We start from the raw sequence: 26960 nt of genomic DNA on the forward strand, positions 1-26960 counted from the left end.
CGGGCCTGCGGGGTGTCTTCCAGCTCACCAGAGGCATGGCCGAACGGCCAATCGAGCGGGTCCACCCGGTGCACGGGCGCCGTGCGCCTACCCGTGCGGGGCCCTCCCACACGTCCTACCCGTCTACCCGTCCTACTCGTACGGATGACTTCCCCCGCTCGTCCGACGGCCGGATCGTGGGTCGCGGTAGCGAAGAGTCATGACGAAGCGCACCGCCCGCGGCGTTCTGCTGTCCCTGCTCACCGCCGCGGCGCTGATCGGCGGCGCGTCCGGCCCGTCCGGTGCCCGCTCGTCCGTCCCGCCGGACCACCGTGCGCACGAGGGGACCCGGGCGGCCATGGAGGCGCTGGTACGGGCCGGGATGCCCGGCGTCGTCGGCCAGGCGAGCGAGGGGCGCGACGGGAGCGGCGCCGGCGACGGGCGCCGCGTCTGGAACGGGTCCGCCGGGACGGCCGATCTCGGGCGGCCACGGGCACCGCGGGCGCGCGACCGGTTCCGGATCGGCAGCAACACCAAGACGTTCGTCGCCACCGTGATGCTCCAGCTGGAGGCCGAGCACCGGCTCCGGCTCACGGACACCGTCGAGCGCTGGCTGCCGGGCCTGGTGCGCGGCCACGGCAATGACGGGCGCGCCGTGTCCCTGCGCCGGCTCCTCGACCACACCAGCGGGATCTCCGACTACGCGGCGGACCCCGCCCTCCACAAGCGGCTCTTCGAGCGGGACTTCCTCCGCCACCGCTTCGACACCTACACGCCACGGCAGTTGGTGCGCACGGCCGTGTCCCATCCGCCGGTCTTCGCGCCCGGCAAGGGCTGGAGCTACTCCAACACCAACTATGTGCTGGCCGGGTTGGTCATCGAGAAGGTCACCGGCCACCCCTACGGCCGGGAGATCCGCGACCGTGTCCTGCGGCCCCTGGGCCTGCGCGCCACCTCCGTACCGGGCCGGTCGGCCGCCCTCCCCCGGCCCTCCGGACGCGGCTACATCCGCTTCCCGGACGAGCCGGGTACGCCGTTCCACGACGTCACCGGCATCAACCCGACGGAGGCGTGGGCCGCCGGCGAGATGATCTCCACCGTCGGCGACCTGAACGCCTTCTACCGGGCGCTGCTGGGCGGCCGGCTCCTGCCCGCCCGCCAGCTCGCGGAGATGCTGACCACGGTGGACACCGGGCTGCGCCCGGCGGCGCGGTACGGGCTCGGCATCGCCGCGCGGAAGCTGTCCTGCGGGGTGACGGTGTGGGGGCACGACGGCGGGATCCAGGGCGCGGTCTCCCAGGTGAGCGGCGTCCGGGACGCCTCGCACACGGCCGCGTTCGGCGGCAACGCCCTCGGGGTGCCCTTCGACACGCTCGCCCTGGCGGAGGCCGAGTTCTGCGGGAGGGCGCGGTAGCGCCTCGCGCGTCCCGGGTGGGATTCCATGAGGCGGTCGCGGTCAGCGGAGCTATTCCGCGAAGTCCGGCCAGGAGCCGGGATCCACATGGGTGTTCTCGGGTACCTGTGCGTGGGCGTACCAGCCGCCCTTGGTCTCCCACACCGTTTCGGAGCGGTGGGGGGTGAAATCCACGGGGTGCCCCATGGGCCAGGTGTCCGGCACCTCCCAGGAACGCACCCACGCGTTGAGTGCCGGCCACCCTTTGCACGGGGTGTCGGCCAATCGCCGGAACACCTTGCCGTTGACGCGGCAGAACGGGAAGAACAGCGCCTCGATCTGAATGACGACCTTTCCCGCACGGTTGGTTCGCGTGCCGCCCGCGAGGTCGTGCACCGCCTTGCTCCGGGACGTCGCGGGGAAGAACTGGGCGAAGGCGCCGGCGAACGGGTCCCAGAGGATGTGCGGCGCCTTTTCCTTCCCGTCGTGGGTGAAGAAACCCTGGAGATTGGTGAAGGGAACAAGGTCCAGCGGATGCTCCGGCGTGGCCTTGTCAGTGTCCGCCGTGATGTGCGCGATGGCTTTCGGCGGAAAACCCGGATCGTAAGGAGCGTGGTCACCGAGGTCCATGTTGATGGCGTGCGGCATCCATATCTCGGCCATGATCCGCCTCCTGCCGTCATGTGGTGTTCTTCAAGAGTGATCCCGTGTGCGCGGTCCGGCCACTGGTGGGCGGACCGCCTGTGCCGGGCGTCTCAGCCGCGCACGCGGCAGCGCCGTACGAGCCGTCCCAGATCGGCGAAGCCGTAGCCGTGGGCGCGGGCCGAGGCGATGATCCGCGGCAGGGCGTCGGCGTCCAGCACGGAGTGGCGCGCGTCCGTGGAGCCCACGTGCATCTGGATGATCGCCCCCGGTGAGAACGCCCGCTCCGCCCGCCGGACGACCATGTCCACCGTCACGCCCCCGTCGGGCCCGCGCCAGCCGGCCGTGTCGTCCACCCACTCGACGACGGCGTACCCGAGCGCGTTGACGTCGCGAACGTTCCGCTCGGTGAACTCGCCGTACGGGAACCGGAAGGCCACGGGCATACGGCCCGTGGCCCGGCGGATGGCGCGTGCGGACAGGACGGCCTCCCGGCGCTCCTCGGGGAAGGACAGGCCGGGGAACCGGGGGTGGCTGTAGGAGTGGCTGCCCACGGGGTGGCGGGCGGCCAGCGCGCGGGCCGCCTCGGGGTGGCGGTCGGCGAAGTCCCCCGTCAGGAAGAACATGGCGGGCACCCGCTCCCGGCGGAGCACGGTCAGGACGCGGGTGATGCCGTCCTCGTTCCACGCCGCGTTGAAGGTCAGCGCGATGACCTTCCGGTCCGTGGGGACGCGCCGGAGCGCGGCCCCGGAACAGCCCGGCCGCCCGGAAACGGAACCGGCGCCTGGCCGGCCCACCGCGCCCGGAGCCGCGATACCCGGAGCCGCGGCGGCGAGCATCAGCAGGAGGGCGGCCGCGACCGCTGGCCACCGACGGGACCAGAACATACGCACACTCCTCCCGCGCGAAACCCGGGACGATCTCACGCGATCCGGTGCCGTCCGCTCGCACGCCGTGCCGATAGATCGTTTCTCCTTCCCCCGTACGGGCGATACGGCGCGTGCCGTCCCGGCACCGGGGCAGACCCCTAACGTCCAAGCCGATGACCGGATAAGAGGTACTTCATGCGCCGCACCCCTGTCATGACCCTTGGCACCGCCGCCGTGCTCGGCCTCCTGCCCGGCTCGCCCGGGACCGCCGACAGCGGCGCCCCCACCATCACCGCGTGCCGGCTCCCCGCCCCCACACGGCCGGGCACCCGGTTGCGCGGCACCGTCCCGGTGGCACGCTTGACCTATGGCCCGGCCCAATGACGAGGTCGAAGCGGTCCTCCAGGAGTACGCCGACCTCGTCGCGATCACCGGTGGCGACGCCTTCAAGGCCCGTGCCTACGAGAAGGCCGCCCGCGCGATCGGCGGCTTCCCCACCGACATCTCCACCCTCGACGCCGAGGGCCTGCGCGAAATCCCCCATGTGGGGAAGTCCATCGCCGACAAGGTCCTGGAGTATCTGAGCACCGGCCGCATCCCGGCACTGGAGGAGACCAGGGCGGCGATCCCGCCCGGGGTCCGCGAGCTCATCGCCGTCCCGACGCTGGGCCCCAGGAAGGCCATGACGCTCTACGAGGAGCTGGGCGTCTCCTCCGTGGAACAACTCCTCGACGCCATCCACGACAAGAAGCTGCGCGACCTCAAGGGCTTCGGGCCCCGGACCGAGGAGAACATCCTCCACGGCATCGACCTCGCGCGGAAGGCGGGCGGCTCCGGCGGCCGCATCCTCATCGACGCCGCCATGGACGTCGCGGAACAGATCGTCGCCGAGCTCTCGGGGACGGCCGGCTGCGAGGGGTGCGCGTACGCCGGGTCGCTGCGCCGGATGCGGGAGACCATCGGGGACATCGACGTCCTCGTCGCCGCCACCCGCTCGGGCCCGTTCATGGAGGCGATCGCCGCCCTCCCGTACACCGCCGAGGTCATCGCGCACGGCGAGAAGAAGACCTCGATCCGCACCACGAAGGGTCTCCAGGTCGACCTGCGCGTCCTGCCGCCCGGCTCCTGGGGGGCGGGGCTGCTGTACTTCACCGGCTCCAAGGCGCACAACATCCGCATCCGTGAACTCGCCGTCCGCCACGGGTACAAGCTGTCCGAGTACGGGCTGTTCCACGCCAAGAGCGGGCGGCGGATCACCTCGGCGACGGAGGAGGACGTCTACGCCCGGCTGGGCCTGCCCTGGATCCCGCCCACCCTGCGCGAGGACCGGGGCGAGGTGGCGGCCGGGCTCCGCGACGAGCTGCCCGAACTCGTCGAGGACGGCGACATCCGGGGCGACCTCCACACCCACACCGACCTCACGGACGGGCTGGCCTCCCTGGAGGACATGGTCACCGCCGCCGCCCGGCGCGGCTACTCCTACTACGCCGTCACCGACCACGCGCCCGACCTGTACATGCAGCGGATGACCGACGCCAAGATCCTCGCGCAGCGCGAGCGGGTGCGGGAACTCGACGGGAAGCACCGGCGGATGCGGCTGCTGCACGGCGCCGAGCTGAACATCGGGCCGGACGGGGAGGTGGACTGGCCCGGCGAGTTCCTCGCGGGGTTCGACCTGTGCGTCGCGTCCGTCCACTCGCACTTCAACCAGAGCCGGGCGGAGCTGACCCGACGGCTGGTGCGGGCCTGCGAGAACCCCCATGTGTCGGTCATCGGGCACCCCACCACCCGGCTCATCGGCAAACGGCCGGGAATCGACGCCGACTTCGACGCCGTATTCGAGGCGTGCGCGCGGACCGGCACCGCCCTGGAGATCAACGCCCATCCGGAGCGGATCGATCTGTGCGACGAGGACATTCTGCGGGCGAAACGGTACGGGGTGAAGTTCGCGGTGAACACGGACGCGCACTCCACCACGCATCTTCCGTATATGCGCTATGGCGTGGGAACGGCGCAGCGTGGCTGGCTGACCAAGGATGACATCATCAACACCTGGCCGCTGCAACGGCTGCGCCGTTTCCTGTCCCCGAAATGACGGGGACTCGGCAGGTCAGGATCAGACGGCCGTGGCGGCGGCCTCGGCCGCCGGCGCTGTGGCCTCGGCGTGGCCCTTGGCGCGGGCGCGCTTGGAATGGGTGATCGTCCAGGCGATCAGCAGGGCGGGGACGCCATAGGCGAGGACGGAATTCACGGCGACCATGGCGCCGGTCGACAGCGCGTAGGACAGTCCGACGCGGGCGATCGCCTCGACGACGTATCCGAGGCCCCAGACCATGGTGATCAGGGTCATCGTCCGCCGGAAACTCTCGTGCCGCCAGAGGCCGTTCCAGTGGGCGACGGCGTTCGCGGAGCCGTCGGTGCCGAATTTCCGGCCGAGGTAGAACATCAGCGGGCGAGGAGTGGCCAGGCTGATCAGGCAGACGACGCCGAAGAGGCCGGTGATCAGGGAGTCCTTGACCAGCAGCAGGCGGGCCGAGTGCGGTCCGACGCCGGTGACGGCGATGGTCAGCACCAGGAAGATCAGGGTCAGTACGGCGAACTCGTCGACGCGCCGGTGCCAGATCAGGTAGATGACGACGTCCACCACCGGCCAGACGCCGGAGGCCACAAGGGCGGAGAAGTCGCTCCAGCCGGCGCCGGTGAGCTGGTTGTAGGTGACGAACGGCAGCACCACATTGCAGGCTATGGTCACGGCCCAGCTCAGCATGGCACTGGGCCCGAAGCGCCGGGACGGCGCGGATGACACGTCGGTCATCGATTCCCCCAAGATCAAAAGAGCAAAACGGGGGGACTGTAGGGGAAAGGCGTCACCAGCAGCAAGATCGTTAATCTCAGCCCCTCTTTTATTCACCATATTGGGCGGAAATCCTACTTTCCCTCACCTCCTCGCCCACTCCCCGCCATAGCGTGCCCCCGACGGTCCCATCCACACCGAAAGGCCGCGCACGCGATGCCCAACCCCTTCGAGCTGCCCCGCTTCTACACACCGCACCCGGCCCGTCTCAATCCCCATCTCGAGGGTGCGCGGCGGCATTCGAAGGCATGGGCGCGGCGGATGAACATGGTCGAGGGATCGGGCGTCTGGGACGAGGGGGAATTCGACTCCCACGACTACGCGCTGCTGTGCTCCTACACCCACCCCGACGCCTCCGGCCCCAAGCTGGACGTGGTCACCGACTGGTACGTGTGGGTGTTCTTCTTCGACGACGACTTCCTGGCCCGGTTCAAGCGCACGGGCGACACCGTGGGCGCCCGCGCGTATCTCGACCGCCTCCGCGCCTTTATGCCGCTCGGCCCGGACGACCCCGTGGCGGAGCCCACCAATCAGGTGGAGGCGGGGCTGGCCGACCTGTGGGCGCGTACGGTGCCGGACATGTCGCCGGAGTGGCGGCGGCGCTTCCGGGAGAGCACCTGGCATCTGCTCGAGGAGTCGATGTGGGAGCTGTCGAACATCAACGAGGGCCGGGTCGCCAACCCCGTCGAGTACATCGAGATGCGCCGCAAGGTCGGCGGGGCGCCCTGGTCCGCCCACCTCGTCGAGTACGCGGCGGGCGCCGAGGTGCCCGACGCGGTGGCGGCGAGCCGGCCGCTGCGCGTCCTGAAGGACACCTTCGCCGACGGGGTCCACCTGCGCAACGACCTCTTCTCCTACCAGCGCGAGACCGAGAGCGAGGGCGAACTCGCCAACGCCGTCCTCGTCTTCGAGCACTTCCTGGGCTGCGACACCCAACGGGCCGCCGACGCCGTGGGCGACCTCCTCACCTCCCGCCTCCAGCAGTTCGAGCACACCGCCCTCACCGAGGTCGGCCCGGTCCTGCGGGAGCACGGGCTGGACGCGCGGGCGTACGCCGACGTCTTCGCCTACGTCAAGGGCCTCCAGGACTGGCAAGCCGGCGGCCACGAGTGGCACCTGCGCTCGAGCCGCTACATGAAGAGCACCACGGGCACCCCCCGGGTGCCCGAGGCCCTGCTGGGCGGGCCGCTCGGCATCGGCACCTCGGCGGCCCTGCTGGTGCCCTCGATCCTGGCGGCGCTGCCCGCGCGGCTGCGCGGGTTCACCCACGTCCCGTTCGAGAAGGTGGGCCCGCTGCCGCGCCCCGACTTCGAGATGCCCTTCCAGACCCGGCACAACCCCCACCTGGAGGCCACCCGCCGGCACGGCGTCGACTGGGCCCGCCGCACGGGCATCACCGTCCCCAGCCCTACCGACCCCCTCGCGGGCCACTGGGACGAGGAGAACCTCCACGACTTCGACCTGGGGCTGTGCGCCGCCGGCATCAGCCCGGAGTCGAGCCCCGACGAACTGGACCTCGCCACGGACTGGCTCATCTGGGGCACCTACGCGGACGACGTCTACCCCGCGCACTTCGGGCGGCGCGCCGACGGCCTGACGGCGGCGAAGGACTGCACCGACCGGCTCAAGCTGTTCATGCCGCTGGACGCCGTCGTCACCGAGACACCGCTGAACTGCCTGGAGCGGAGCCTGGCCGACATCTGGGTCCGGACGGTGACGCCCATGCCCGCCGCCGACCGCGCGGTGTTCCGGCGGGCCGTCGAGGGGATGCTGGACAGCTGGCAGTGGGAGCTGACCAACCAGCGCATGAACAAGATCCCCGAGCCGGTCGACTACATCGAGATGCGCCGCGACACCTTCGGCTCCCCGCTCACCATGGCGCTCGCCCGGCTCCGCCACGGCAAGGCGCTGCCCCCGGAAGTCCTCGCCTCCCGGCCCGTCCAGGCGCTGGAGAACGCCGCCTCGGACTACGCCACGCTCATGAACGATGTCTTCTCCTACCAGAAGGAGATCGAGTTCGAGGGCGAGGTCCACAACTCCGTCCTGGTCGTCCAGAACTTCTTCGACTGCGGGCGCGAGGAGGCCCTGGGCATCGTCGCCGACCTGATGAGGTCCCGGATGCGGGAGTTCCTCCACATCGTCGCCACGCAACTGCCCGCCCTGTGCGAGGAGTTCGCGCTCGACGTGAAGGCCCGCATCGCCCTGGACGGCTACGTCCAGGAGCTCAAGGACTGGCTGGCGGCCATCCTCACCTGGCACCGGGAGTGCCGGCGCTACGGCGAGGCCGACCTGGTCCGCCGCCGCGCCGCCTCTGCCGCCGCGCCGCCCCTGCAGGCACCCCTGGGCGCACCGGCCGGCCTCGGCACCTCGGGGACCCGGCTCACGTCCCTCCTGCGGGGCTGACGCCTGGGGAGTACGGCGAAGGCCCCCACCGACCGGTGGGGGCCTTCGCTGTCGTTCAGTGCGCCACCAGGGACTCGAACCCCGGACCTGCTGATTAAGAGTCAGCCGCTCTGACCAACTGAGCTAGCGGCGCGAAACGCATACTACCCGATCGGCTGACGGGCTTGGTGCCATTGGCCCATGGTTGCCCTCCCCTCCTCAGGGGCATGATCGCCCGGTTGGCTCCACCCCTTGCCTACTTCAGGAGATCCCATGCAGCGGATCGGTATCGCCGCCACCGCGGCGGCCGCCGCCCTCGCGCTCGTCCAGATGCCCGCCTCCGCGCAGCCGCCCACCACCGCGGCCGACGGACCGGCGTCCTGGACGGCACCGTCCTGCGCCCGTGTCACCGGTGACGGCTCCGTCACCTTCACCACCGACGACGGCAGGACCCTCGCGCCCACCTCCGGCACCCTCAAGGCCACCGGCTACACCCACGGCCTGGTCGCGCTGGACACCCCGGGCACCCTGCTCGCCACCCACAACGACGCCCTGCTGCGCTCCACCGACGCCGGCTGCGTCTGGCAGCGCGTCGCCACGCTCGGCGGCGCTTCCACGCGGCTGGCCGCGGCACCCGGCGGGCGGGCCTTCGTCTGGCAGAAGAACGGCCGCTATCTCGCCCGCGTGGACGGCACCACCGTCACGCCCCTGAAGGCGCCGACCGCGCGCGTCAGCGGGCTGGGGACCGACCGGGCGCGGCCCGGTCATGTGCGCCTGGCCGGGGCCGACGGGCAGTTGTACGACTCCGTGGACGGCGGGGCCACCTGGCGCCGCGCCGGCACCCCGGCGTTCGGCGGCACGGCGAGCGTCTACGGCGTGGCCTTCGACCCGGCCGATCCGGATCACGCCGTCGCCGGTGGCATGGCGACCGGTGGCGCGGTGACCACCGACGGCGGCGTCACCTGGCGGGCGGCGCGCGGGCTTTCGGCCGACGGCGGGCGGGCGAACCTCTTCGACGCCGCCGTCTCCCCCGCCGACCCTCACGTCGTCTACGCCCTGGGCGTCGACCTGGTGGAGGCCGCGCCGGGCTCGTCCTCCGAGGGGCGGCATCTGTACCGGTCGGCCGACGGTGGCCTGACGTACGCCAAGGTCGTCGACGACTCCGCCGCCGTCAAGCTCACCAACGGCACGCTGCTGGCACCCAGTCCGGTCGACCCGAAGGTCCTCCACTTCACCTTCGGCACATACTTCCAGAACTACGGCACCGATCTGTTCCGCTACGACGCCTCGACGGGCCGGGTGACGGCGACGCACAACGCCTACGACGGCGTCTCCGCGATCGCCTTCAACCCGGCCCGGCCGGAGGTGATGTACCTGGGCGTGGAGGAGGTGCGGGTCGACTGACCCGCAGGACCCCGCCCGTCACGTCACGCGCGCCCACCTTTCTCGCGCGGGGTGCCCTTCACCGTCACGGTGATGCCGGACCGCGCGTTGGCGACGGTCACCGCGTACGGCCCGAACACCCGCTCAGGAGGCGGGAGATAGCCGTCGGGCACCACGGTCTCGCGCAGGTAGTACGCGCCCGGCGGCAGGCCCCGGAAGGCGCAGCGGCCCGCGCGGTCGGTGGTGCAGCCGGGGTCGGCCCGGCGGTCGGGGGCGGCGCCCGCGATCTGGAGCCCGGGGCGGCGGTTGGTCTCGCGCCACAGCTCGAAGCGGGCCCCGGGCAGCGGTCGGCCGGTGCGGGCGTCCTTGGTCACCAGGTGGATCGAGCCGTAGGAGGCCGGGTCGGGGGTGCTGCCGACGGTGAGGGAGACGCCCTCGGCCGCGTTGACGGCGGTGAGCTCGAGCGGCCCGAACACCGTGCGGTCGGGCAGCTTGTAGCCGGGCGGGGGCTGGAGCTCCTGCCAGTAGTAGGTGCCGGGTTCCACGGTGGTGCGGCACACGCCGTGGGTGTCGGAGACGCACTCGTCGGCGGAGCGGGTGTCGGGCCGGTCGCCGGAGGTCTGGAGGCCCGGGACGCCGTTGGTCTCCCGCCAGAGCTGGAAACGGGCGCCCTGCAGCGGCCGGCCGTCCTGGGCGTCCCGGTCCACGACCGTCACCTCTCCGGTGGGCCGGGGCGGGGGCGCGCAGTCGGGGAGGTCGCCGTTGAAGGGGTAGGCGTGGAACTCCTGGCCGCTGCCGCCGCCCGTGGCGGAGGTGTGGGTGAGCGAACCGGCGGTGAGGAAGCGGCCGTTCATGCCCGGCAGGGTGACCGTGGCCTCGCTGGTGGGGTCGCCCACCAGGACGCTGCCCTGGAACTGGCCGGTGCCCAGGAAGTCGACGCGCCGGGCGTCGGGGACGTTCCACAGGAGGCGCTCGCGCAGCCGGTTGAAGGGGTTGTCGTCGGTGGCACCGCCACTGAAGGTGTTGACGACGCGGGAGGTGCCTTCGAGGTTGACGAGGACGGTGGCGCCGGCGGGGATGCCGGTGAAGCGAATGGCCTGCTGGCCGCCGTCACGGCCGACGAGGTCGAAGTTGACGTGGAACACCTGGAGCCGGGAGGTGCCGTCGCCGGTGAACACGGTCTCCGTACCGGTGTTGCGGGCGGTGCCGGTGGCGGGGCGGCCGCGTCCGTCCGCGCCGCGGGCGTAGCAGCGGCCGGCGGCGAGGAGCCGCTCGCGCAGTCCGGCGTAGGGCCGGGCGGCGCCCGAGGCCGCGACGTCGCCGCCGATGACCAGGCCGGAGACGTCGCCCGCGTGCCGGACGACGCCGCGTTCGGCGTCCAGCCGCTGGCCGGGGGCGACGAGGACGTCCCCGTCGGTGGTCAGGAAGTCGGCGCCGTCGGACGGGGGGACGCGGGAGCCGAAGTGGAGGACGCCCACGGTGTAGAGGGGGCCGCCGGAGGTCTTGTTGACGTCGAAGTCGCCGAGGGTCACCACCCGGCCCTCGGCCCCGGCGGCGCCGCCGCGTACGCGGAAGTCACCGCCGGTGAAGAGGTTGATGTTGTCGTCGCGGCCCGTGAACGGCCTGTCGTTGAGGGCCGGGTAGGTCCGGGGGCAGCTGCCCGGCAGGCAGGGGCCGAGGCCGCCGGGCAGCGGGGCCGCCTGGGCGGGCAGGGCCAGGCCACCGAGGGCGGCGGCCGCGGTGGCGGCGCCGGCCGCCGTGCGCCGCAGCCATGTGGTGCACCGGGCGCGGAAGCGGGTCCGGGGATCGTCGGGGGGCCTGGCCGTGCCTTCGTTCACTTTGTCTCCGCCTGGTCTAACCGATTTGTCGACGTTTTCGCCGCACGGTCCCGACTATGGCTTTGACCATCTCTTCAGATATTCCGACGCGCCGGGTCGTGACCCGAACAGCCCCCTCCCCGGCGCGCCCGGCCGGACGGCGTCACGGACGCGGCGTCACCTCGGCCATGGCCGACCAGCCGGTGCCCGGCGTCTCGACGTGGATGATCTCCGGCGTGCTCGCGACGACGTCGGGCATCCAGGCCATGGCGGTCTTGAAGTGCTCGGTGTTGACGTGCGTCTCACCGGCCGCGCTGTCCTTGAACGCCTCCAGCAGGACGAACTGGTGGGGGTTGTCGACGCTCTTGGACCACTCGTAGAAGACGTTGCCGTCCTCCGCGCGGGTGGCCTCGGTGAAGTCCTTGACCAGGTCCAGCCACTCGGCGCTGCGCTCGGGGCGGATGGTGAACTTGACGGCGATGAAGATCATGCGTGCTCCTGGGGGGTGCGAACGGCTGATGCGGACGGCTGAATCGCCACCATCGTGCCCCGGTCCCTCGCGGCCCGCGAACGCCGGTGCGACCGATTCCGGCCCTGCCGGAAAACCGGCCGCGGCCGTCACCCGTTCACCCCACCAGTGCGGCCGCCCGGTCTCGGAGCTCCGCCAGGGCCAGCCGCAGCAGGGGGTGCCCCTCGCTGCCCCGGCGGACCGCGGTGAACACCCGGCGCGTGGGGCCCGGGCCGCGCAGCGGACGGACGGCGGGGGTGAGCGCCGGACGGATGCCGTGGAGCGCCGAGCGCGGGACGAGCGCGACGCCCGCCCCGACGGCCACCAGCGCGCAGACCGCCGAGAAGTCGTCCGAGAGGCACTCCACGCGGGGCCGGAACCGGGCCTCCTCGCAGGCCCGCACCACGGCCTCGTGGACGGGATTGCCCGGCCAGGGGGTGATCCACGGGTCGTCCCGCAGGTCCGTGAGGTCCACCTCGGGCTTGTCGGCGAGGCGGTGGCCGGGCGGCAGGACGGCGTCGAAGGGCTCCTCGTAGAGGGGGGCGTGCAGCAGCCGACCGGCGTCGGAGGCCAGGGCGTCGCGGTGCTCGACGGCCACGGCGATGTCGGCCTCGCCGTCCAGGAGCAGCCGGGCGCTGGTGTGCCCCTCGGCGTCCTTGACCCGCACCCGGACCTGGGGCGCCCTCCGGCCGAGGGCGGCCACGGCGGGGGCGACGACCTCGGTGATGGACGTGGCGAAGGCCGCGACGGTCACCTCGCCCACCAGACCGGTGGAGCACCGGGCCAGGTCGGCCTCGGCCCGCTCCAGCTGGGCGGCTATCTCCACCGCGTGCCCGGCCAGGACGCTGCCGGCCGCCGTGAGCCGGACCGTGCGGCCGCGCCGCTCCAGCAGGGCGTGCCCGGTCTCCGCCTCCAGGGCGGCCAGCTGCTGGGAGACCGCCGAGGGCGAGAGGTACAGGGCGTGGGCGGCCGCGGTCACGGTGCCGTGGTCGGCGAGGGCGCTCAGCACCCTGAGCCGGCGGGGGTCGATCATTTGTCCACTATCGCATTCATGAAGCAGAGCTTCACAGGTGTCATCGCATAACGTTGATGGACTTCACAGTCCTCAGCCGCCACAGTGATCCCCCATGAGGGCATTGGTGAAGACCGCGGCGGGGCCGGGTCTCGAACTGACCGAGGTACCGACCCCCGAGGCCGGTCCCGGGCAGGTACTGATCAAGGTGCTGCGCACCGGCATCTGCGGCACGGACCTGCACATCGACAGCTGGGACGACTGGGCGGCCCGGGTGGTCCGCGCACCCCTCGTCGTCGGTCACGAGTTCGCGGGCGAGGTCGTGGAGACCGGCGCCGGCGTGAGCACCGTGAGCGTCGGCGACATCGTCAGCGGCGAGGGCCACCTCGTCTGCGGCACCTGCCGCAACTGCATGGCCGGCCGCCGCCACCTGTGCATCCGCACCATCGGCCTGGGCGTCCACACCGACGGCGCGTTCGCCGAGTACGTGGTCCTGCCCGAGTCGAACGTCTGGGTCCACCGGCACGAGATCGACATCGACGTCGCCGCGATCTTCGACCCGTTCGGCAACGCCGTGCACACCGCGCTGTCCTTCCCGGTGCTCAACGAGGACGTCCTCATCACCGGCGCCGGCCCGATCGGCATGATGGCCGCGGCCGTCGCGAACCACGCCGGGGCGCGCTCCACCGTGATCACCGATGTGAGCCCCTACCGGCTCGCCCTGGCGGAGAAGATGGGCGCCACCGTCGCCCTCGACGTCAGCGACCGGCGCATCGCCGACGTCATGCCGGAGCTCGGCATGACCGAGGGCTTCGACGTCGGCATGGAGATGTCCGGCCGCGCCGACGCCCTCCAGGACATGATCGCGACCATGTCCCCCGGCGGCCGGATCGCCGCCCTGGGCCTGCCCACCGGCGACGTGAGCATCGACATGGCCACCGTCGTCACCCGCATGCTGACGCTGCGCGGCATCTACGGCCGCGAGATGTTCGAGACCTGGTACGCGATGTCCGTGCTGCTGCGCAGCGGCCTCGACATCTCGCCGGTGATAACGCACCGCTTCGGTTTCGAGCAGTACGCCGAGGCCTTCGCCACGGCCCGCTCCGGCCAGTGCGGGAAGATCGTCCTCGACTGGACCCGTCCGGTCCTCCCCTGACGCCGTCCCGCCCCCACGCCGGTCATCCCCCTGGCGTACGACCACACCACGAGGAGTCCCCCGTGTTCGACAGCATGCGCGAGCACCTGCGCAAGGAGCTGCAGGACATCCGTGACGCCGGGCTGTACAAGTCCGAGCGCGTGATCACCAGCCCGCAGTCCGCGGCCATCAGCGTGGGTGACGGCAAGGTCCTGAACTTCTGCGCCAACAACTACCTCGACCTCGCCGACCACCCCGAGGTCATCGCCGCCGCCAAGACGGCCCTGGACGACTGGGGCTTCGGCATGGCCTCCGTCCGGTTCATCTGCGGTACCCAGGCGCCGCACAAGGAGCTCGAGGAGAAGATCTCCCGGTTCCTCGGCATGGAGGACACGATCCTCTACAGCTCCTGCTTCGACGCCAACGGCGGTGTCTTCGAGACGCTGCTGACGGCCGAGGACGCGGTGATCTCCGACGAGCTCAACCACGCGAGCATCATCGACGGCATCCGCCTGTCGAAGGCGGCCCGCTTCCGCTACCGCAACCGTGACATGGCCGACCTGGAGCGCTGCCTCAAGGAGGCCTCCGGCGCCCGGCACAAGCTGATCGTCACCGACGGCGTCTTCTCCATGGACGGCTACATCGCCCCCCTGGACGAGATCTGCGACCTGGCCGAGCGCTACGGCGCCCTCGTCATGGTCGACGACTCCCACGCCGTCGGCTTCGTCGGCGAGGAGGGCCGCGGCACGCCCGAGCTGTTCGGGGTGACCGAGCGGGTCGACATCATCACCGGCACCCTCGGCAAGGCCCTCGGCGGGGCCAGCGGCGGCTACGTCGCCGCGCGCGCCGAGATCGTGGAGCTGCTGCGCCAGCGCTCGCGCCCGTACCTCTTCTCGAACTCCCTCGCGCCGTCCATCGTCGGCGCCTCGCTGCGGGTGCTCGACCTGCTGACCGAGTCCGGTGACCGCCGGGCGCGGCTGCGGGAGAACACCAAGCTCTTCCGCGCGGAGATGACCGCCGCGGGCTTCGACATCCTGCCGGGCGAGCACCCGATCGCCCCGGTGATGGTCGGTGACGCCGCGCTGGCCGGCCGGATGGCCGCGGCGCTGCTGGAGAAGGGCATCTACGTGATCGCCTTCTCCTACCCCGTCGTGCCCAACGGCAAGGCGCGCATCCGCGTCCAGCTGTCCGCCGCGCACTCCCGCGAGGATGTGCTGCGCACGGTCGCCGCGTTCCGCGAGGTCCGCGACGCGCTGGTCGCGGCCTGAAGCTGAGGTTCATGGGGCCCGTCCCGGTCTTCCGGGGCGGGCCCCACGGCGTGCGCCGGACCTACTCCGCGAGGCCGGCGACGCCCGCCTTCGCGTACTTCTCGTCGAGATCGCCGCTGGGCGCGCCCGCCACGCCGATGCCCGCGACCGGGGCGCCCTTGTCCTGGACGGGGGCGCCGCCGGGCAGGAAGAGGGTGCCCGGGATGTCCTTGAGGTTCGGGGTCTGCTGGAGCCGCTTGACCAGCTCCGAGGTCGGGGCGTTCCAGGAGACGGCCGTGAACGCCTTGCGCTCGGCGGACTCGTAGGACTGCGGGCCCGCGCCGTCCCCGCGCAGGGTCACCACGGTGTTGCCGTCGCGGTCGACGACGGCGACGGACACCTTCTGCCCGTCCTTCTTCGCGGCGGCGAGCGCGGCCTGCGCGGCCTTGGTCGCCGCGTCCACCGACAGCCGGTTCACCTGGACCAGGCCCTTGGCGACCGGGGCCGGGGCGGCGGCGGGAACGGGGGCCGCCGTGGCAGCGACGGCGCCGAAGGTGACGGCACCGGCGACGGCCACGGCGACGGAGCCGGCGATCACACGGGCGCGGACGGAGACGTTCTGGAGGCTCTTCATGGGGAACTCCTGACGGAACTGATCGGAGCCGATCGGGACGTCTCCATCCTCGAAGCGATCACGACCCCTTCCGGTCGTCGGTCCGGAGGGCATCCGCGCGCGGTTCGGACGACCCGGGGTCGACCGATCGGATGATGCGAGGGCGATCACCAGGGGTTAGGACAGAAGACGTGAACACGTACGTGACCGGCACCGCCCCACCGCTCCCGGACCGCGACCCCGACGCGCGGTGGTTCGCCGTCGTCCGGCACACCGCGTTCTTCCTCCTCCTCGGCGCGTCCCTCGTCCGCTTCCTGATCCGTCACGCGGGCCACCCGGACACCCCGTGGATCATCGCCCTGAGCACCCTCCTCGGCATCCTCTACGTGCTCGGCGCGGGCCTCGACGACGCCGCCCCGGCGCACCGGCGGCTGTGGCTCGGCGCGGTCGTCGGGGTGTGGGTGGTGCTGGTGGTCGCGGCCCCGAGCTTCGCCTGGTGCGCCGTGCCGCTCGTCTACACCGCCCTGCGCACCCTGCCCGTCCGGGGCTCCCTCGTGCTGATCGCGGGGCTGACGGTCTTCGTCGTGGCCGCGCAGATCAGCCTCTTCGGCTTCGACCCCAACCTCGTCGTCGCGCCGCCCACCGTCGCCGCGCTGGCCACCGCCGCCTTTGTGCACATGGAGCGGCAGCGGGCCCGGCAGGACGCCCTGATCGGCGATCTGCTGCGCACGCGCCGGGAGCTGGCCGCGACCGAGCGCCGCGAGGGCGCGCTCGCCGAGCGGCAGCGGCTGTCGATGGAGATCCACGACACCCTGGCCCAGGGCCTGTCCAGCCAGCAGATGCTGCTCCAGGCGGCCGACCGGATCTGGACGGCCGACCCGGGCACGGCCCGCCACCACGTCCGCGCGGCGGCGGACGTCGCCGCCCGGGGCCTGGCCGAGGCCCGCCGCTTCGTCCAGGACCTGGCCCCCGCCGATCTGGCGGGCGGGGTACCCCTGGCGGAGGCGCTGCGCGCCCTGGCCGAGCGGGAGCCGGTGCCCGGCCTCGCGGTGCGCTTCCACCAGGAGGGGACGCCCGTGCCCCTGCCGGAGAGCGCGGAGTCGGCGCTGCTGCGGATCGCGCAGGGCGCGCTCGCCAACGTCCGCGAGCACGCGGGGGCGAGCACCGCGGCCCTCACCCTCACCTGGCTCGACGACCAGGTCGTCCTCGACGTCGCCGACGACGGGCGGGGCTTCGACGCCTCCACCGCCCCGGCGGCCGGCCCGGGGCGCGGCCACGGCCTGCCCGCGATGCGGGCCCGCGCGGGCAGGCTGGGCGGCCGGCTGAGCGTGGAGTCCGTGCCCGGCGAGGGCACCGTCGTCTCCGCCGCCCTCCCCCTCGTCTCCCCCGACTCCCCGGAGCTGCCATGAGCGCCGCCACGCCCGTCCGTCTGCTGCTGTGCGACGACCACGCCGTCGTCCGCGCCGGGCTGCGCGCCCTGTTCGCCAGCGAGCCCGGCATCGAGGTCGTCGGCGAGGCGGGTACCGGCGAGGAGGCCGTCGCCATGGCGGCGAAGCTGCGGCCGGACGTGGTGCTGATGGATCTCCAGCTGGGCCCGGGCATCGGCGGGGTGGAGGCCACGCGCCGCATCACCGCCGCGCCGGACGAGGTGCGGGTGCTGGTGCTCACCACCTACGACACGGACGCCGACGTCACCCGCGCCCTGGAGGCCGGGGCCACCGGCTATCTGCTGAAGGCCGAGCGGCCCGAGGAGCTCTTCGCGGCCGTCCGGGCCGCCGCCCAGGGCCGTACGGCGCTCTCCCCGCCGGTGGCCGGCCGGGTCATGGCCCGGCTGCGCGGCACCCGGCCCGCCACCGGCACGCTCACCGACCGCGAGCGCGACATCCTGGACCAGCTCGCGCGCGGCCTCGGCAACCGGGACATCGCCCGGGCGCTGTTCATCAGCGAGGCCACGGTCAAGACCCACCTGGGCCGCATCTACGCCAAGCTGGGCGTGGACACGCGGGCGGGGGCGGTGGCCGTGGCGAAGGAGCAGCGGCTGCTGGGCTGACTTTCAGCCCGTCCGGCGTTTGAGGACCGGGGTCTGGGGCGGAGCCCCAGGAAACGGTGAGAGGGCGGGACCGGGGCCTCATCCCCCACACAGCTAGTAGGACTCCGTTAGGTCTTCCTGGCGGGTTTGTTCGGTGGCATGTTGGGTGTATGGACGCGCTTGAAGTGGGCCGTGTTCGGGTGAAGTTGGGGTTGTTCGTCGCTGATGTGTTCGCGTCGGTGCCGCGGAAGGACCAGCGGGCCAAGAGCGACTGCTATCTGCGGGGGCTGATGCTGGACGGCCGCCGGAAGTCCGTCCAGGCGATGGCCGCGCGGCTGCCGGACGGCAACGAGCAGAACCTGCAGCAGTTCGTGAACCAGTCGACGTGGGACCCCGTTCCGGTGCAGCGCCGTATCTGTGAGCGGATGCTGCCGCTGATCGACCCGGTGGCCTGGGTGATCGATGATGTGTCGGTGCCCAAGGACGGCCGGATGTCGGTCGCGGTGGCCCCGCAGTACTGCGGGGCGCTGGGCAAACAGGCCAACTGCCAGGTCGCGGTCAGTATCCACGCCGCCACCGACACGGCTTCCTGCCCGCTGCAATGGCGCCTGTTCCTGCCCGAGGAATGGGCATCGGACACCGCCCGCCGGACCACGACCCGGATCCCGCCCGGGGTCACGCACCGCGAGAAATGGCGACTGGCCCTGGACATGCTCGACACCCTCGCCGGCTGGAACATGAGCCCACCGGTCGTGGTCGCCGACGCCGCCTACGGCACCAACGCACACCTACGGGCCGCACTGGCCGACCGCAAACTCGCCTACGTCCTGGCCATCCGCGCGGACGTGACCGCCCACCCCTTCGACGCCGAGCCTTCGGCCCCGGCCCGCAACGGGCCCACCGGATGCCGGCCCCAGCCCCGCTACCGCCACCGGGCACCCTCGGTAGCAGCCCTGGCCACCGGCCTCGGACAAGAAGCCTTCACCACCGTGACCTGGCGGAACGGATCAAGAGGGAAACTGCGTTCCCGGTTCGCCGCCGTGCGCGTCCGTCCCGCGGGCAAGGCCGTCGAGCGTCCGGTCAAAGCCGCGGCCTCGGCCGGGCAGGGCTGGTGGGACGGGGTCCTGCCCGACTGCTGGCTGCTGGCCGAATGGCCCGAAGACGCCGAGACCCCCACCGGTTACTGGCTGTCCAGCCTCCCGGCGGACACCCCCATCGCCGACCTGGTGCATCTGGCCAAGATCCGCTGGCGGATCGAGCACGACTACCGCGAACTCAAACACGGCCTGGGCCTGGACCACTTCGAAGGCCGCTCCTGGCCAGGCTGGCACCACCACGTCACCCTCGTCACCGCCGCCCACGCCTTCCTCACCGAACAACGCCTGGCCCCAAAAGCCCCCACACCGGTCTCACCCTCTACCAAATCCTCGACACTCTCCAGGACATCCTGAGGTGCTGGACCGGCATCTGCACCACCTGCCACCAACCCCTGCCCACCAGGACACACACAACAAGACCAAGACAGACCTAACGAAGTCCTACTAGTGGTGGAACGCCGTCGCCACCCGCTCCGGCCGGTCCAGTGGCGCGCTCTGCCGCCGCAGCTCCGGCAGCAGCGCCCCCAGGTCGTCGAGGAAGACGTCCGCGAGGTCCTGCGAGAACCCGTTGCGGCACACGACCCGCAGCACCGACAGGTCCTCCCGGTTCGGCGGAAACGCATACGCGGGGACGAGCCAGCCCCGCTCCCGGAGCCGGCGCGAGACGTCGAAGACGTCGAAGTTGGTGATGCCGTCGGCCGTGGTGAAGGCGAACACCGGCAGTTGGTCGCCGCGCGTCAGCAGACGGAAGTCGCCCAGTTCCCCGATACGCCGGGCGAGACCGCTCGCGACGGTGCGGGAGTTGCGCTGGACGGCCCGGTAGCCCTCGCAGCCCAGCCGCAGGAACGTGTAGTACTGCGCGGCGACCTGCGCGCCCGGGCGGGAGAAGTTGAGGGCGAAGGTGGGCATGTCGCCGCCCAGGTAGTTGACGCGGAAGACCAGTTCGTCGGGGAGCGCCGCCTTGTCCCGCCACAGGGCCCAGCCGACGCCGGGGTAGACCAGGCCGTACTTGTGGCCGGAGGTGTTGATGGAGGCCACGCGCGGCAGCCGGAAGTCCCACTCCAGGTCCTCGTCGAGGAAGGGGGCGATCATCGCGCCGGACGCGCCGTCGACGTGGACGGGGACGTCCAGGCCCGTACGTTCCCGGAGGGCGTCCAGCGCGGCGCAGATCTCGGCGACCGGTTCGTAGGAGCCGTCGAAGGTGGAGCCGAGGACGGCGACGACGCCGATGGTGTTCTCGTCGCAGAGCGCGGCCGCGGCGTCCGGGTCGATGTGGAAGCGGTCGCCCTCCATGGGCACCTGGCGGGCCTCGACCTCCCAGAAGTTGCAGAACTTGTCCCAGCAGACCTGGACGTTGGAGCCCATCACCAGATTGGGCCGGGCCCCGCCGCCCGGGTAGCGGTCGCCATGGGCGAGGGCCCAGCGGCGTTTGAGGGCGAGGCCGGCGAGCATGCACGCCTCGCTGGAGCCGGTGGTGGAGCAGCCGACGGCAGAGGCGGGGTCGGGGGCGTGCCACAGGTCGGCGAGCATGGCCACGCAGCGCCGCTCCAGCTCGGCGGTGCGCGGGTACTCGTCCTTGTCGATCATGTTCTTGTCCCGGCACTCCGCCAGCAGCACGCCCGCCTGGGGCTCCATCCAGGTGGTGACGAAGGTGGCCAGGTTGAGCCGGGCGTTGCCGTCGAGCATCAGTTCGTCGTGGACGAACTGATAGGCGGCGGACGGGGTCATCGGCCCGTCGGGCAGCCGGTGCTGGGGTGGCTCCAGCGCCATCGAGGAGACGGGGTCCGCCTCCCCGTAGAAGGGGTTGACCGCGTAACGGCGGGCGGCGTGCCGGCCGCCGCCGCCCTTGTGCAGCGCCATGCGCGCGTCAGCCCTCGCCGCCCTCCGCGGGCTGCTCGGCCTCGGCTCCCTCGGCCGGGGCGGCGGCCTCGGCGGCGCCCTCCTCCTCTTCCTCCTCGGGGACTTCCTCCGCCTGGGCGGCGACGACCTGGAGCAGGGCCGTGCTCCCGTCGACGGCCAGGGTGCTGCCGCGCGGCAGCTCGATGTCCTCGGCGCGAATGGTGTGACCGGCCTCCAGGCCCTCGATGGAGACGGTGAACGACTCCGGAATATGGGTGGCCTCGGCCTCGATCGGCAGCGCGTCCAGCATGTGCTCCAGCAGGTTTCCGCCGGGTGCCAGCTCCCCCTCGGTGAGGACCGGGACGTCCACGGTGACCTTTTCGCCCTTCTTCACGGCCAGGAGGTCCACGTGGATCAGAAAGCCCTTGAGCGGGTCGCGTTGGACGGCCTTGGGGAGCACCAGCTCGCTCTTGCCCCCCTCGATGTCGAGCCGGATGAGCACGTTCGGCGTCTTGAGGGCCATCCACAGCGCGTGGCCGTCCAGCGCGAGGTGCTTGGGGTCGGCGCCGTGGCCGTAGACGACGGCGGGAACCCTGTTCTCGCGGCGGATACGCCGGGCGGCACCCTTGCCGAAGTCGGTACGCGGTGTGGCGGCAAGCTTCACTTCGGCCATGGGGGCGCTCCTCGGAATTCGTGGCTCTCCGGCCGCCGAGTTTATTCCGGGTTCATCCGGCCGGACCGCCCGGGAAATTCTCGATTGCTCCGTTCGGCCGAGAAACCCATTTCCTTGAACGACGCCCGGCGGCCGTGCCGCCGGGGCCGCGCGGGCGGGGCGAACCACCCGTCCGTGCGCCCTCTCCGCACGCCGGAGCACAGCCGGGCGGCCGCGCTTCGGCCCACGGGCCGTCACCCGTGAACACCGGTGACGACCGGAAAGCACGGTGAAATCATCGGTGCCGCGCAGCATTCCGCATCCGGCCGCCGCCGGGTACCGCCCGTCTGCGCGGACGCGAGGAAAGGGTGGCCCATGCCAGAAATCCGCCTCGAACCACCGCCGGACCGACCGGGCCTCCCGGAATTCCCAGCCGTCGTGGAGCCCGCCGTCCGTGACATTCCCGGGCCGCCGCCGGCCCCCGGCCCCGCCGAACCGGTGGCTTGGGAGCGCACCGCGACCCCCTCCGGCGAGGAGCTGCTCGACCGCGCCGCCCCGGCGGTGCTCGCCGACTCCCGGGCGCGGGCCGCGCTCGACGGACACCGGTACGCCTTCCTGGGCGCCGGCCTGCTCGCCGACGACAAGGACCGTACGACGCCCGCGATCCTGGTGCTCGTCTACGACTACACCGACGACCGCACGCTGGAGTTCACCCTCGACGACGGCGAGCCGCCGGTCCTCACCGGCATGACCGCGGGCCCCGCCCAGCCCGCCCTCTCGGACGCGGAGATCGAGCGGGCGGTGGAGATCGCCCGGGCCCAGTCCGAGGCCGCGCGGCGGGCCCCGGCCGACGCCGTGCCCATGGTGCTGCTCACCAGCGACGAGCGCGGGGGCGACGAGCACCACGGCCGGCGCCGCGCCTATGTCGCCTTCGGCTCCCCCGACCGGCGCATGCCCCAGGTGCGCGTCCTGGTCGACCTCGGGGAGGAGCGGGTGGTCGACGCGGGAAGGAGGGTGGGCGATGAGTGAGTCGGGCCGGATCAGCTGGCCCGCCCAGCAGCCGGTATGGACCTTCGACTGGCGGCTGGCGGACGCCCCCGATGAGGAGGGCATCGTCATCCTCGGCGCCGCCTACCGGGGGCACCAGGTCTTCGCCAAGGCCAGCCTCCCCTCCTTGCGGGTGCGGTACGAGGGGCCGTGCGGCCCGTACAAGGACCCGCTCAACTACAACAACGCGCACCCCACCTCCCGCTGCCCGGGCAGCAGGGTGTGCGTCTACGCCTACTCCAGCGGGGGCCTGCGCGCCCTGAGCGTGGAGTCGTACCACACCATCAGCGCCTACCGGCTCACCCACCGCTGGGTGTTCTGGGAGAACGGCGTGATCATGCCCCGGCTCTTCAGCGCGGGCATCCAGTGCCCCTTCGACCACCGTCACCACGTCTACTGGCGGCTGGACTTCGACATCGACGGCGCGGGGCGGGATCTGGCGCTGGAGTACAACACATATACGGGTGAGGAGGGTTGGGGGGCGGGCTGGCACCCCTTCCGCACCGAGACCAAGCGGCTGAAGAACCCGCCGTCGCGGCGCAGCTGGGCCGTCGTCGACCTGGACAGCCACCGTGGCTACCACGTGCTGCCCGGGCCGAACGACGGCACCGCGGACGCCTTCTCGGCCTCCGACCTGTGGCTGCTGCGCTACCGCGCGAGCGAGGACCGCTACGGACGGCAGGGCAGCGCGGCCGACGACGGGCTGAACGGCTATCTGAACGCCGAGAGCACCGACGGCCAGGACCTGGTCGTCTGGTACGCCGCGCACCTCTTCCACCGCGTCGCCCAGGGGGGCGACGACTGGCACGGCGTGGGCCCGGACCTCGTCCCGTTCGGGCCGTGGTGACCGCGTCAGCCGAGCAAACCTCGCACCAGCCCGCTGATCAGGTCGTTGACACCGCCCACCACACCACCGAGCGTGTTGACGAGCCCGCTCAGCAGGCCCTGCACGGAAGGGATGAGCCCGGCGCCGTCGAACCGGCCGCCGTCGTGCGCGGCCCGCTCCTTGGCGAGCCGTACGGTCGCGACGACCGCGTCGGTCGTGGCGAGCGTGACCGCGCGGAGCTCCGGACGCCCGCTGCCCGCCTGCCGCTCCAGGCCGGCCCGGGCCCGGCCGAGCGCGTCGAGGTTGTCCCGGACCGTCCCGCAGTGCCCGGCGCGGGACCGCTCCGGGCCGAGGGCGGCGCAGCCCGCAGCCTCCTCGGCCGCCTCCTTGCCGACGGCGTTCTCGTCGATGGCCCGCATCGCCTGGCCCGCGGCCTTGCGCAGGGCGTCGGGCGAGGGGGCCTGGACGTGGGCGGTGGCGCCGGACGCGCCGGCCGGCGCGGACACCGTGCCGGCCGTGGTGGGGGCCGCGGTGCCGAGGAGGAGCGCACCGCACACGGTGGCGGACACCAGCAGGCCGGATCTTCGGGGGACACCCATGGAGGTAACTCCTTCGAACAGAAGGGGATCTTCACGAAGACCCTGCGCCGGGTGCGACGCCCCCGCAAATCGGGCCACCCCTCCGGTGACGACGGGTCCCTGACGCGGTGTGCCGCGGTGCGGTCGTCAAGTCGCCAAAACGCTTCAGACCTCCAGCTCGGCCTCGATGCGCCGGAGCTGATGGCGGGCCATCGCGAGGTTGGCGCGCTTGCCGTCGAGCACCAGGTAAAGGAACAGCCCGCTGCCGCCCCGGCCCGTCAGCAGCCTGATCAAGTGGTACTGCGTGCCGAGGGTGATGAGGATGTCCTCGATGCTGTCCTGGAGGTTGAGCATCTCCATGGCGCGCAGCTTGGCCCGGACGACGTCCGTGTTGCCCGCGGCCGCGACGTTGAGGTCGAGCGACGACGAGCCGCCCAGGGTGCCCAGCGCCATGCCGCTGCCGTAGTCGACGAGGGCCACGCCCAGCGTGCCGTCGATCGAGTTCATCGCGTCCTTGAGGGCCGTCTCGGTGTTCGCCATGGGAAATCCATTTCTTTGTCGATGAATTTGTCGATGAATTTATGGATGGATACGTATGGGGCACTACGCCTGGCGTTGTCGCTCCAGCGCGCCGTCGACGAGCTCGGCGATGCGGGCGCCCGCTCTGCGGGCCTCCAGGTTCAGCCGCCCCACATTGGCGTCGGCCGACGCCAGCAGCGTCAGCACGCTCGCGGCGCCGGCCGCGTACGTGGCCACGTAGCCGAGTTCGCCGCTGACGACGAGTTCGCGGAACCCGCCGTGGCCCACGGCGTCCGAGAGCCGCGCGCCGACCCCCAGGGCCGCCGCGGTCAGCGCGGCCAGCCCGTCCGGTTCGGCACCGGTGACGAGATGCGCGATCACCAGCCCGTCGGTGCTCGCCACCATGGCACCGGTCAGATGCGGTACCCGGACACGTAACCCCTGGAGCTCGGCGAGCACCTCGGGTGCGGCGGTCATCGGCTGCCTCCTTACGACGAATTGCCTCAACGCGCGCCTCATCATGGGATCGGTGGGACCCGGCCGGCACCCGGCCCGGTCGCGGAGCGTCTCAGGGTCACAAGGCCTCCAAAGCGTCGCGGATCCGTTGGAGCAGGAAGATCTCCGGTGCGTCGGCGGGGACCTTCGCGGCCGGCGCCGCCGGGCGGGCCCGGCGGGGCGGTGGCGTGCCGGGGGCCGGGGTCCGCACCAGCCCCGCCGCCGCCAGCCGCCGGACGTCGAGGAGGGTGGCGAAGGCGGGGCGGCCCAGCGCGCCGGCGATCTGCGTCGGCGTCCGCACCCCGTCGGCCGCGGCCAGCACCGCGCCGGACGGGGACCGGCGGACGGCCCTGGGCGCGGGGACGGGTACCGGGACGGGGACGACCGGGGACACGTCGAGCGCCGGGCAGGGCCAGGCCCGCTCCAGCAGGCCCCGGCGGCGGCGCACTTCACGCCGCACGGCCGCCACGGAAACGGGACGGACGGGACCGAACCAGTGGCGGGCGCCCCGCAGGAACCGGTCGGGGGCCCGCTGGGAGCCGTCGAGCGGGGACAGTACGAAGTAGGCCGCGTCGAACAGGGCGCTGAGATGGCACAGTTCGAGCTCGCCCCGGCTGAGCCTGCCGCGTTCGACGAGCAGGCTCCCCGCGCGGTGGTCCGGCCCGCCCTCGGCCACCGCCTCCTCCCAGCTCTCCCGCGACAGCCGGCCGCTCGCCGTCAGCCGCCACCCCACGTCCGGCACGACCGGGCTCTCGGCGTGCACCAGGGCGCCGTCGGCGAGGTAGAGCGCCCCGGCCCGGCCGTGCAGCGCCCCCGTCGCCCGCTCCCGGACGAGCCGGTCCAGCGTGGCCGTCACCACGGCCCCGCCCGTCACCACGGCCGTCATGCCGACACCAGCCGGGTGGCCAGGTCCTTCATCCGGAACAGCGCCACGGCGAGATTGGCCTCCGTCCGGTCCAGCCAGACGTAGAGGAAGACACTGCTGTCGAACGAGGTCGCCACGTACCGGAACAGGTGGTAGCTCCCCCGCGCCGTGACGATCAGCTCCTCGACCGGCCCGTCGTGGCGTGCGCCGCCCGTGAACCCACCGTTCTCGACGGCGAGCCGGGCCAGTTCGGCGGCCTCCGCCGCCGACGCCTCGTGATCGCCGTCCGGTCCGTCGCCCACCGCCCCCAGGGTGAGCCCGCTCGTCCAGTCCACCAGACTCGCGCCCCGCGCCCCGGGAATGGCCATGGCCTCCGTCAGGCACCCGTCTATTCCGGTCACACGATCCTCTCCAGCCGCGCGACGGCAACAGGGAGCGCCGCGTATCGGTACAAGGCTCGGTACATGGGGGGTGATCACCAGGGGATGTGACCCATGCGACGGAAGGTAACCGATACGGATGGCAGAGGGTGAGGGTTTTGGCATTTTCCTTCGGCACATGTGCGGAGGTGCTATATGCCTGACGCGTTGGGCGTTAGGGTGAACGCCGCCGGTCCCCCCACGTTCGGCGGCGATGCCCGCCTGCCCGTCCGTACCGATCGTGGAGTTCCGCCTTGGCCATAGCCACCGTGTCCCGTCCCGCGTTCCGCCGGCGCCTCGCCGCCGCGTGCGGGCTCGCCCTCGCGACCGCGCTGACCCTCACCGGGTGCACGGGGGACGACAAGTCGCCGACGCGCCCGTCCGCTTCGCCGTCCGCGTCCGCCTCGGCGTCGGCGTCCGCGTCCGCGTCGTCCTCACCGTCCCCGGACCCCACGGGGAGCGCGACGCACGCCACCACGCCGTCCCCCGGGTCGGCGACCCACGTGCCGAAGGCGCCGCCCAAGACGCGCGGGCCGCAGACCGAACCCCCGGCGCCCGGCGCGGAACAGACGGGGGCGGCGGGGGCGAAGGGGTCGTCCACGTCGGAATCGTCCTGCGAGATCCGTTCCGACGCCGGGAACTGCTACAAGGCGGGCCAGTTCTGCCGCAAGGGCGATGTGGGCGCCGGTACGCACGACGCCCACGGCCGCCCCATCACCTGCGGCGGCGACGGCGGTCGCCCGCGCTGGCACTACTGACC

General features: G+C 72.3%; 27 protein-coding genes and 1 tRNA gene. 13 read left to right on the forward strand and 15 right to left on the reverse strand.

The annotated features are described in order from the left end of the window. Nucleotides 1-199: 199 nt before the first annotated feature. Nucleotides 200-1393: a serine hydrolase domain-containing protein gene (locus tag EKH77_RS02985; RefSeq protein ID WP_126912884.1), complete on the forward strand. Its 1194-nt coding sequence runs from the start codon at nt 200-202 to the stop codon at nt 1391-1393. Between the two features lie 51 nt (nt 1394-1444). Here the strand turns inward: EKH77_RS02985 and EKH77_RS02990 are convergent, their stop codons facing one another. Both EKH77_RS02990 and EKH77_RS02995 read right to left on the reverse strand, forming a co-directional pair. Continuing rightward, a complete protein-coding gene (locus EKH77_RS02990; protein WP_206279799.1) occupies nt 1445-2035 on the reverse strand; it encodes a hypothetical protein in 591 nt (196 codons plus the stop codon). Nucleotides 2036-2127: 92 nt separating this feature from the next. Beyond that, nucleotides 2128-2901: a polysaccharide deacetylase family protein gene (locus tag EKH77_RS02995; protein ID WP_126912885.1), complete on the reverse strand. Its 774-nt coding sequence runs from the start codon at nt 2899-2901 to the stop codon at nt 2128-2130. A 177-nt stretch (nt 2902-3078) separates the two neighbouring features. Here EKH77_RS02995 and EKH77_RS03000 point away from each other — a divergent pair, with 177 nt between their 5' ends. Together EKH77_RS03000 and polX are read left to right on the forward strand one after the other, a co-directional pair. Then, complete coding sequence (locus EKH77_RS03000; RefSeq protein WP_126912886.1) at nt 3079-3267, forward strand: hypothetical protein; 189 nt, start codon at nt 3079-3081, stop codon at nt 3265-3267. After that, nucleotides 3251-4978, forward strand: a complete 1728-nt coding sequence (gene polX, locus EKH77_RS03005; RefSeq protein WP_126912887.1) for a DNA polymerase/3'-5' exonuclease PolX — start codon at nt 3251-3253, stop codon at nt 4976-4978. Before EKH77_RS03000 ends, polX begins: the two co-directional genes overlap by 17 nt. Nucleotides 4979-4999: 21 nt before the next feature. Here the strand turns inward: polX and EKH77_RS03010 are convergent, their stop codons facing one another. Beyond that, a complete protein-coding gene (locus tag EKH77_RS03010) occupies nt 5000-5698 on the reverse strand; it encodes a VC0807 family protein (protein WP_126912888.1) in 699 nt (232 codons plus the stop codon). Nucleotides 5699-5893: 195 nt separating this feature from the next. On the opposite strand from EKH77_RS03010, the gene EKH77_RS03015 reads away from it, so the two are divergent. Beyond that, the gene (locus tag EKH77_RS03015) at nt 5894-8140 is read left to right on the forward strand and encodes a terpene synthase family protein (RefSeq protein ID WP_126912889.1); all 2247 of its coding nucleotides are present in this window, start codon (nt 5894-5896) and stop codon (nt 8138-8140) included. A gap of 59 nt (nt 8141-8199) precedes the next feature. Here EKH77_RS03015 and EKH77_RS03020 read toward each other — a convergent pair. Next, nucleotides 8200-8273 (reverse strand) — tRNA-Lys (locus EKH77_RS03020). Between the two features lie 119 nt (nt 8274-8392). Between EKH77_RS03020 and EKH77_RS03025 the strand changes: the two genes are divergently transcribed. Then, entirely contained in the window at nt 8393-9523 is a 1131-nt protein-coding gene (locus EKH77_RS03025) for a WD40/YVTN/BNR-like repeat-containing protein (RefSeq protein WP_126912890.1), read from the forward strand. Nucleotides 9524-9546: 23 nt separating this feature from the next. Here the strand turns inward: EKH77_RS03025 and EKH77_RS32890 are convergent, their stop codons facing one another. The 3 genes from EKH77_RS32890 to EKH77_RS03040 form a co-directional block, all read right to left on the reverse strand. Continuing rightward, a complete protein-coding gene (locus EKH77_RS32890) occupies nt 9547-11340 on the reverse strand; it encodes a choice-of-anchor A family protein (protein WP_164737724.1) in 1794 nt (597 codons plus the stop codon). A 142-nt stretch (nt 11341-11482) separates the two neighbouring features. Then, on the reverse strand, nt 11483-11809 hold the full coding sequence (locus EKH77_RS03035; RefSeq protein ID WP_126912891.1) for a putative quinol monooxygenase: 327 nt from the start codon (nt 11807-11809) through the stop codon (nt 11483-11485). A gap of 136 nt (nt 11810-11945) precedes the next feature. Then, nucleotides 11946-12860 carry a LysR family transcriptional regulator gene (locus EKH77_RS03040; RefSeq protein WP_126912892.1) on the reverse strand — a complete coding sequence of 305 codons (915 nt, stop codon included), beginning with the start codon at nt 12858-12860 and terminating at the stop codon, nt 11946-11948. Between the two features lie 94 nt (nt 12861-12954). Between EKH77_RS03040 and tdh the strand changes: the two genes are divergently transcribed. Next, a complete protein-coding gene (gene tdh, locus EKH77_RS03045) occupies nt 12955-13995 on the forward strand; it encodes an L-threonine 3-dehydrogenase (RefSeq protein WP_126912893.1) in 1041 nt (346 codons plus the stop codon). A gap of 62 nt (nt 13996-14057) precedes the next feature. After that, nucleotides 14058-15242: a glycine C-acetyltransferase gene (locus tag EKH77_RS03050; RefSeq protein WP_206279800.1), complete on the forward strand. Its 1185-nt coding sequence runs from the start codon at nt 14058-14060 to the stop codon at nt 15240-15242. Between the two features lie 61 nt (nt 15243-15303). Here EKH77_RS03050 and EKH77_RS03055 read toward each other — a convergent pair whose 3' ends face one another. Continuing rightward, entirely contained in the window at nt 15304-15855 is a 552-nt protein-coding gene (locus EKH77_RS03055; RefSeq protein WP_126912894.1) for a GlcG/HbpS family heme-binding protein, read from the reverse strand. 131 nt (nt 15856-15986) lie between these two features. Here EKH77_RS03055 and EKH77_RS03060 point away from each other — a divergent pair, with 131 nt between their 5' ends. From EKH77_RS03060 to EKH77_RS03070, 3 genes are all read left to right on the forward strand, one after another. Then, nucleotides 15987-17243: a sensor histidine kinase gene (locus EKH77_RS03060; protein WP_430980970.1), complete on the forward strand. Its 1257-nt coding sequence runs from the start codon at nt 15987-15989 to the stop codon at nt 17241-17243. After that, nucleotides 17240-17884, forward strand: coding sequence for a response regulator (locus EKH77_RS03065; protein WP_126912896.1), 645 nt, complete (start codon nt 17240-17242; stop codon nt 17882-17884). Before EKH77_RS03060 ends, EKH77_RS03065 begins: the two co-directional genes overlap by 4 nt. A gap of 149 nt (nt 17885-18033) precedes the next feature. Further along, nucleotides 18034-19314 (forward strand): IS701 family transposase, encoded by a 1281-nt coding sequence (locus EKH77_RS03070; protein WP_126912897.1) that lies wholly within the window; start codon nt 18034-18036, stop codon nt 19312-19314. A 90-nt stretch (nt 19315-19404) separates the two neighbouring features. Here EKH77_RS03070 and EKH77_RS03075 read toward each other — a convergent pair whose 3' ends face one another. Together EKH77_RS03075 and EKH77_RS03080 are read right to left on the reverse strand one after the other, a co-directional pair. Further along, nucleotides 19405-20820, reverse strand: a complete 1416-nt coding sequence (locus EKH77_RS03075; RefSeq protein ID WP_126912898.1) for a glutamate decarboxylase — start codon at nt 20818-20820, stop codon at nt 19405-19407. 7 nt (nt 20821-20827) lie between these two features. After that, on the reverse strand, nt 20828-21472 hold the full coding sequence (locus tag EKH77_RS03080; RefSeq protein ID WP_126912899.1) for a 50S ribosomal protein L25/general stress protein Ctc: 645 nt from the start codon (nt 21470-21472) through the stop codon (nt 20828-20830). Nucleotides 21473-21826: 354 nt separating this feature from the next. On the opposite strand from EKH77_RS03080, the gene EKH77_RS03085 reads away from it, so the two are divergent. Together EKH77_RS03085 and EKH77_RS03090 are read left to right on the forward strand one after the other, a co-directional pair. Beyond that, complete coding sequence (locus EKH77_RS03085; protein WP_126912900.1) at nt 21827-22480, forward strand: hypothetical protein; 654 nt, start codon at nt 21827-21829, stop codon at nt 22478-22480. Then, entirely contained in the window at nt 22473-23345 is an 873-nt protein-coding gene (locus tag EKH77_RS03090) for a hypothetical protein (RefSeq protein ID WP_164737725.1), read from the forward strand. Before EKH77_RS03085 ends, EKH77_RS03090 begins: the two co-directional genes overlap by 8 nt. A gap of 5 nt (nt 23346-23350) precedes the next feature. Here the strand turns inward: EKH77_RS03090 and EKH77_RS03095 are convergent, their stop codons facing one another. The 5 genes from EKH77_RS03095 to EKH77_RS03115 all read right to left on the reverse strand — a co-directional run bounded on the left by EKH77_RS03095 (nt 23351) and on the right by EKH77_RS03115 (nt 26182). Then, the gene (locus EKH77_RS03095; RefSeq protein WP_126912902.1) at nt 23351-23923 is read right to left on the reverse strand and encodes a hypothetical protein; all 573 of its coding nucleotides are present in this window, start codon (nt 23921-23923) and stop codon (nt 23351-23353) included. A gap of 144 nt (nt 23924-24067) precedes the next feature. Next, nucleotides 24068-24442, reverse strand: coding sequence for a hypothetical protein (locus EKH77_RS03100; protein ID WP_126912903.1), 375 nt, complete (start codon nt 24440-24442; stop codon nt 24068-24070). 63 nt (nt 24443-24505) lie between these two features. Beyond that, the gene (locus tag EKH77_RS03105; RefSeq protein WP_126912904.1) at nt 24506-24940 is read right to left on the reverse strand and encodes a roadblock/LC7 domain-containing protein; all 435 of its coding nucleotides are present in this window, start codon (nt 24938-24940) and stop codon (nt 24506-24508) included. Between the two features lie 55 nt (nt 24941-24995). Next, on the reverse strand, nt 24996-25802 hold the full coding sequence (locus EKH77_RS03110) for a transcriptional regulator (RefSeq protein ID WP_126912905.1): 807 nt from the start codon (nt 25800-25802) through the stop codon (nt 24996-24998). Continuing rightward, a complete protein-coding gene (locus EKH77_RS03115) occupies nt 25799-26182 on the reverse strand; it encodes a hypothetical protein (RefSeq protein ID WP_126912906.1) in 384 nt (127 codons plus the stop codon). Before EKH77_RS03115 ends, EKH77_RS03110 begins: the two co-directional genes overlap by 4 nt. 272 nt (nt 26183-26454) lie before the next feature. Here EKH77_RS03115 and EKH77_RS03120 point away from each other — a divergent pair, with 272 nt between their 5' ends. Then, the gene (locus EKH77_RS03120) at nt 26455-26958 is read left to right on the forward strand and encodes a hypothetical protein (protein WP_126912907.1); all 504 of its coding nucleotides are present in this window, start codon (nt 26455-26457) and stop codon (nt 26956-26958) included. The last annotated feature ends 2 nt before the right edge of the window (nt 26959-26960 follow it).

The organism is Streptomyces luteoverticillatus (assembly GCF_003970715.1).
Classification (GTDB): Bacteria; Actinomycetota; Actinomycetes; order Streptomycetales; family Streptomycetaceae; genus Streptomyces; species Streptomyces abikoensis.

Bases quoted from the DNA above. Each gene is read 5' to 3' on its own strand.
- EKH77_RS03035 (WP_126912891.1), bottom strand. From the start codon at position 11,809: ATGATCTTCATCGCCGTCAAGTTCACCATCCGCCCCGAGCGCAGCGCC.
- tdh (WP_126912893.1), top strand. From the start codon at position 12,955: ATGAGGGCATTGGTGAAGACCGCGGCGGGGCCGGGTCTCGAACTGACC.
- EKH77_RS02995 (WP_126912885.1), bottom strand. From the start codon at position 2,901: ATGTTCTGGTCCCGTCGGTGGCCAGCGGTCGCGGCCGCCCTCCTGCTG.
- EKH77_RS03060 (WP_430980970.1), top strand. From the start codon at position 15,987: ATGATGCGAGGGCGATCACCAGGGGTTAGGACAGAAGACGTGAACACG.
- polX (WP_126912887.1), top strand. From the start codon at position 3,251: ATGGCCCGGCCCAATGACGAGGTCGAAGCGGTCCTCCAGGAGTACGCC.
- EKH77_RS03075 (WP_126912898.1), bottom strand. From the start codon at position 20,820: ATGGCGCTGCACAAGGGCGGCGGCGGCCGGCACGCCGCCCGCCGTTAC.
- EKH77_RS03065 (WP_126912896.1), top strand. From the start codon at position 17,240: ATGAGCGCCGCCACGCCCGTCCGTCTGCTGCTGTGCGACGACCACGCC.
- EKH77_RS03040 (WP_126912892.1), bottom strand. From the start codon at position 12,860: ATGATCGACCCCCGCCGGCTCAGGGTGCTGAGCGCCCTCGCCGACCAC.
- EKH77_RS03080 (WP_126912899.1), bottom strand. From the start codon at position 21,472: ATGGCCGAAGTGAAGCTTGCCGCCACACCGCGTACCGACTTCGGCAAG.
- EKH77_RS02990 (WP_206279799.1), bottom strand. From the start codon at position 2,035: ATGGCCGAGATATGGATGCCGCACGCCATCAACATGGACCTCGGTGAC.
- EKH77_RS03090 (WP_164737725.1), top strand. From the start codon at position 22,473: ATGAGTGAGTCGGGCCGGATCAGCTGGCCCGCCCAGCAGCCGGTATGG.
- EKH77_RS03100 (WP_126912903.1), bottom strand. From the start codon at position 24,442: ATGGCGAACACCGAGACGGCCCTCAAGGACGCGATGAACTCGATCGAC.
- EKH77_RS03000 (WP_126912886.1), top strand. From the start codon at position 3,079: ATGCGCCGCACCCCTGTCATGACCCTTGGCACCGCCGCCGTGCTCGGC.
- EKH77_RS03085 (WP_126912900.1), top strand. From the start codon at position 21,827: ATGCCAGAAATCCGCCTCGAACCACCGCCGGACCGACCGGGCCTCCCG.
- EKH77_RS03015 (WP_126912889.1), top strand. From the start codon at position 5,894: ATGCCCAACCCCTTCGAGCTGCCCCGCTTCTACACACCGCACCCGGCC.
- EKH77_RS03055 (WP_126912894.1), bottom strand. From the start codon at position 15,855: ATGAAGAGCCTCCAGAACGTCTCCGTCCGCGCCCGTGTGATCGCCGGC.
- EKH77_RS03105 (WP_126912904.1), bottom strand. From the start codon at position 24,940: ATGAGGCGCGCGTTGAGGCAATTCGTCGTAAGGAGGCAGCCGATGACC.
- EKH77_RS03025 (WP_126912890.1), top strand. From the start codon at position 8,393: ATGCAGCGGATCGGTATCGCCGCCACCGCGGCGGCCGCCGCCCTCGCG.
- EKH77_RS03095 (WP_126912902.1), bottom strand. From the start codon at position 23,923: ATGGGTGTCCCCCGAAGATCCGGCCTGCTGGTGTCCGCCACCGTGTGC.
- EKH77_RS03010 (WP_126912888.1), bottom strand. From the start codon at position 5,698: ATGACCGACGTGTCATCCGCGCCGTCCCGGCGCTTCGGGCCCAGTGCC.
- EKH77_RS03110 (WP_126912905.1), bottom strand. From the start codon at position 25,802: ATGACGGCCGTGGTGACGGGCGGGGCCGTGGTGACGGCCACGCTGGAC.
- EKH77_RS03070 (WP_126912897.1), top strand. From the start codon at position 18,034: ATGGACGCGCTTGAAGTGGGCCGTGTTCGGGTGAAGTTGGGGTTGTTC.
- EKH77_RS02985 (WP_126912884.1), top strand. From the start codon at position 200: ATGACGAAGCGCACCGCCCGCGGCGTTCTGCTGTCCCTGCTCACCGCC.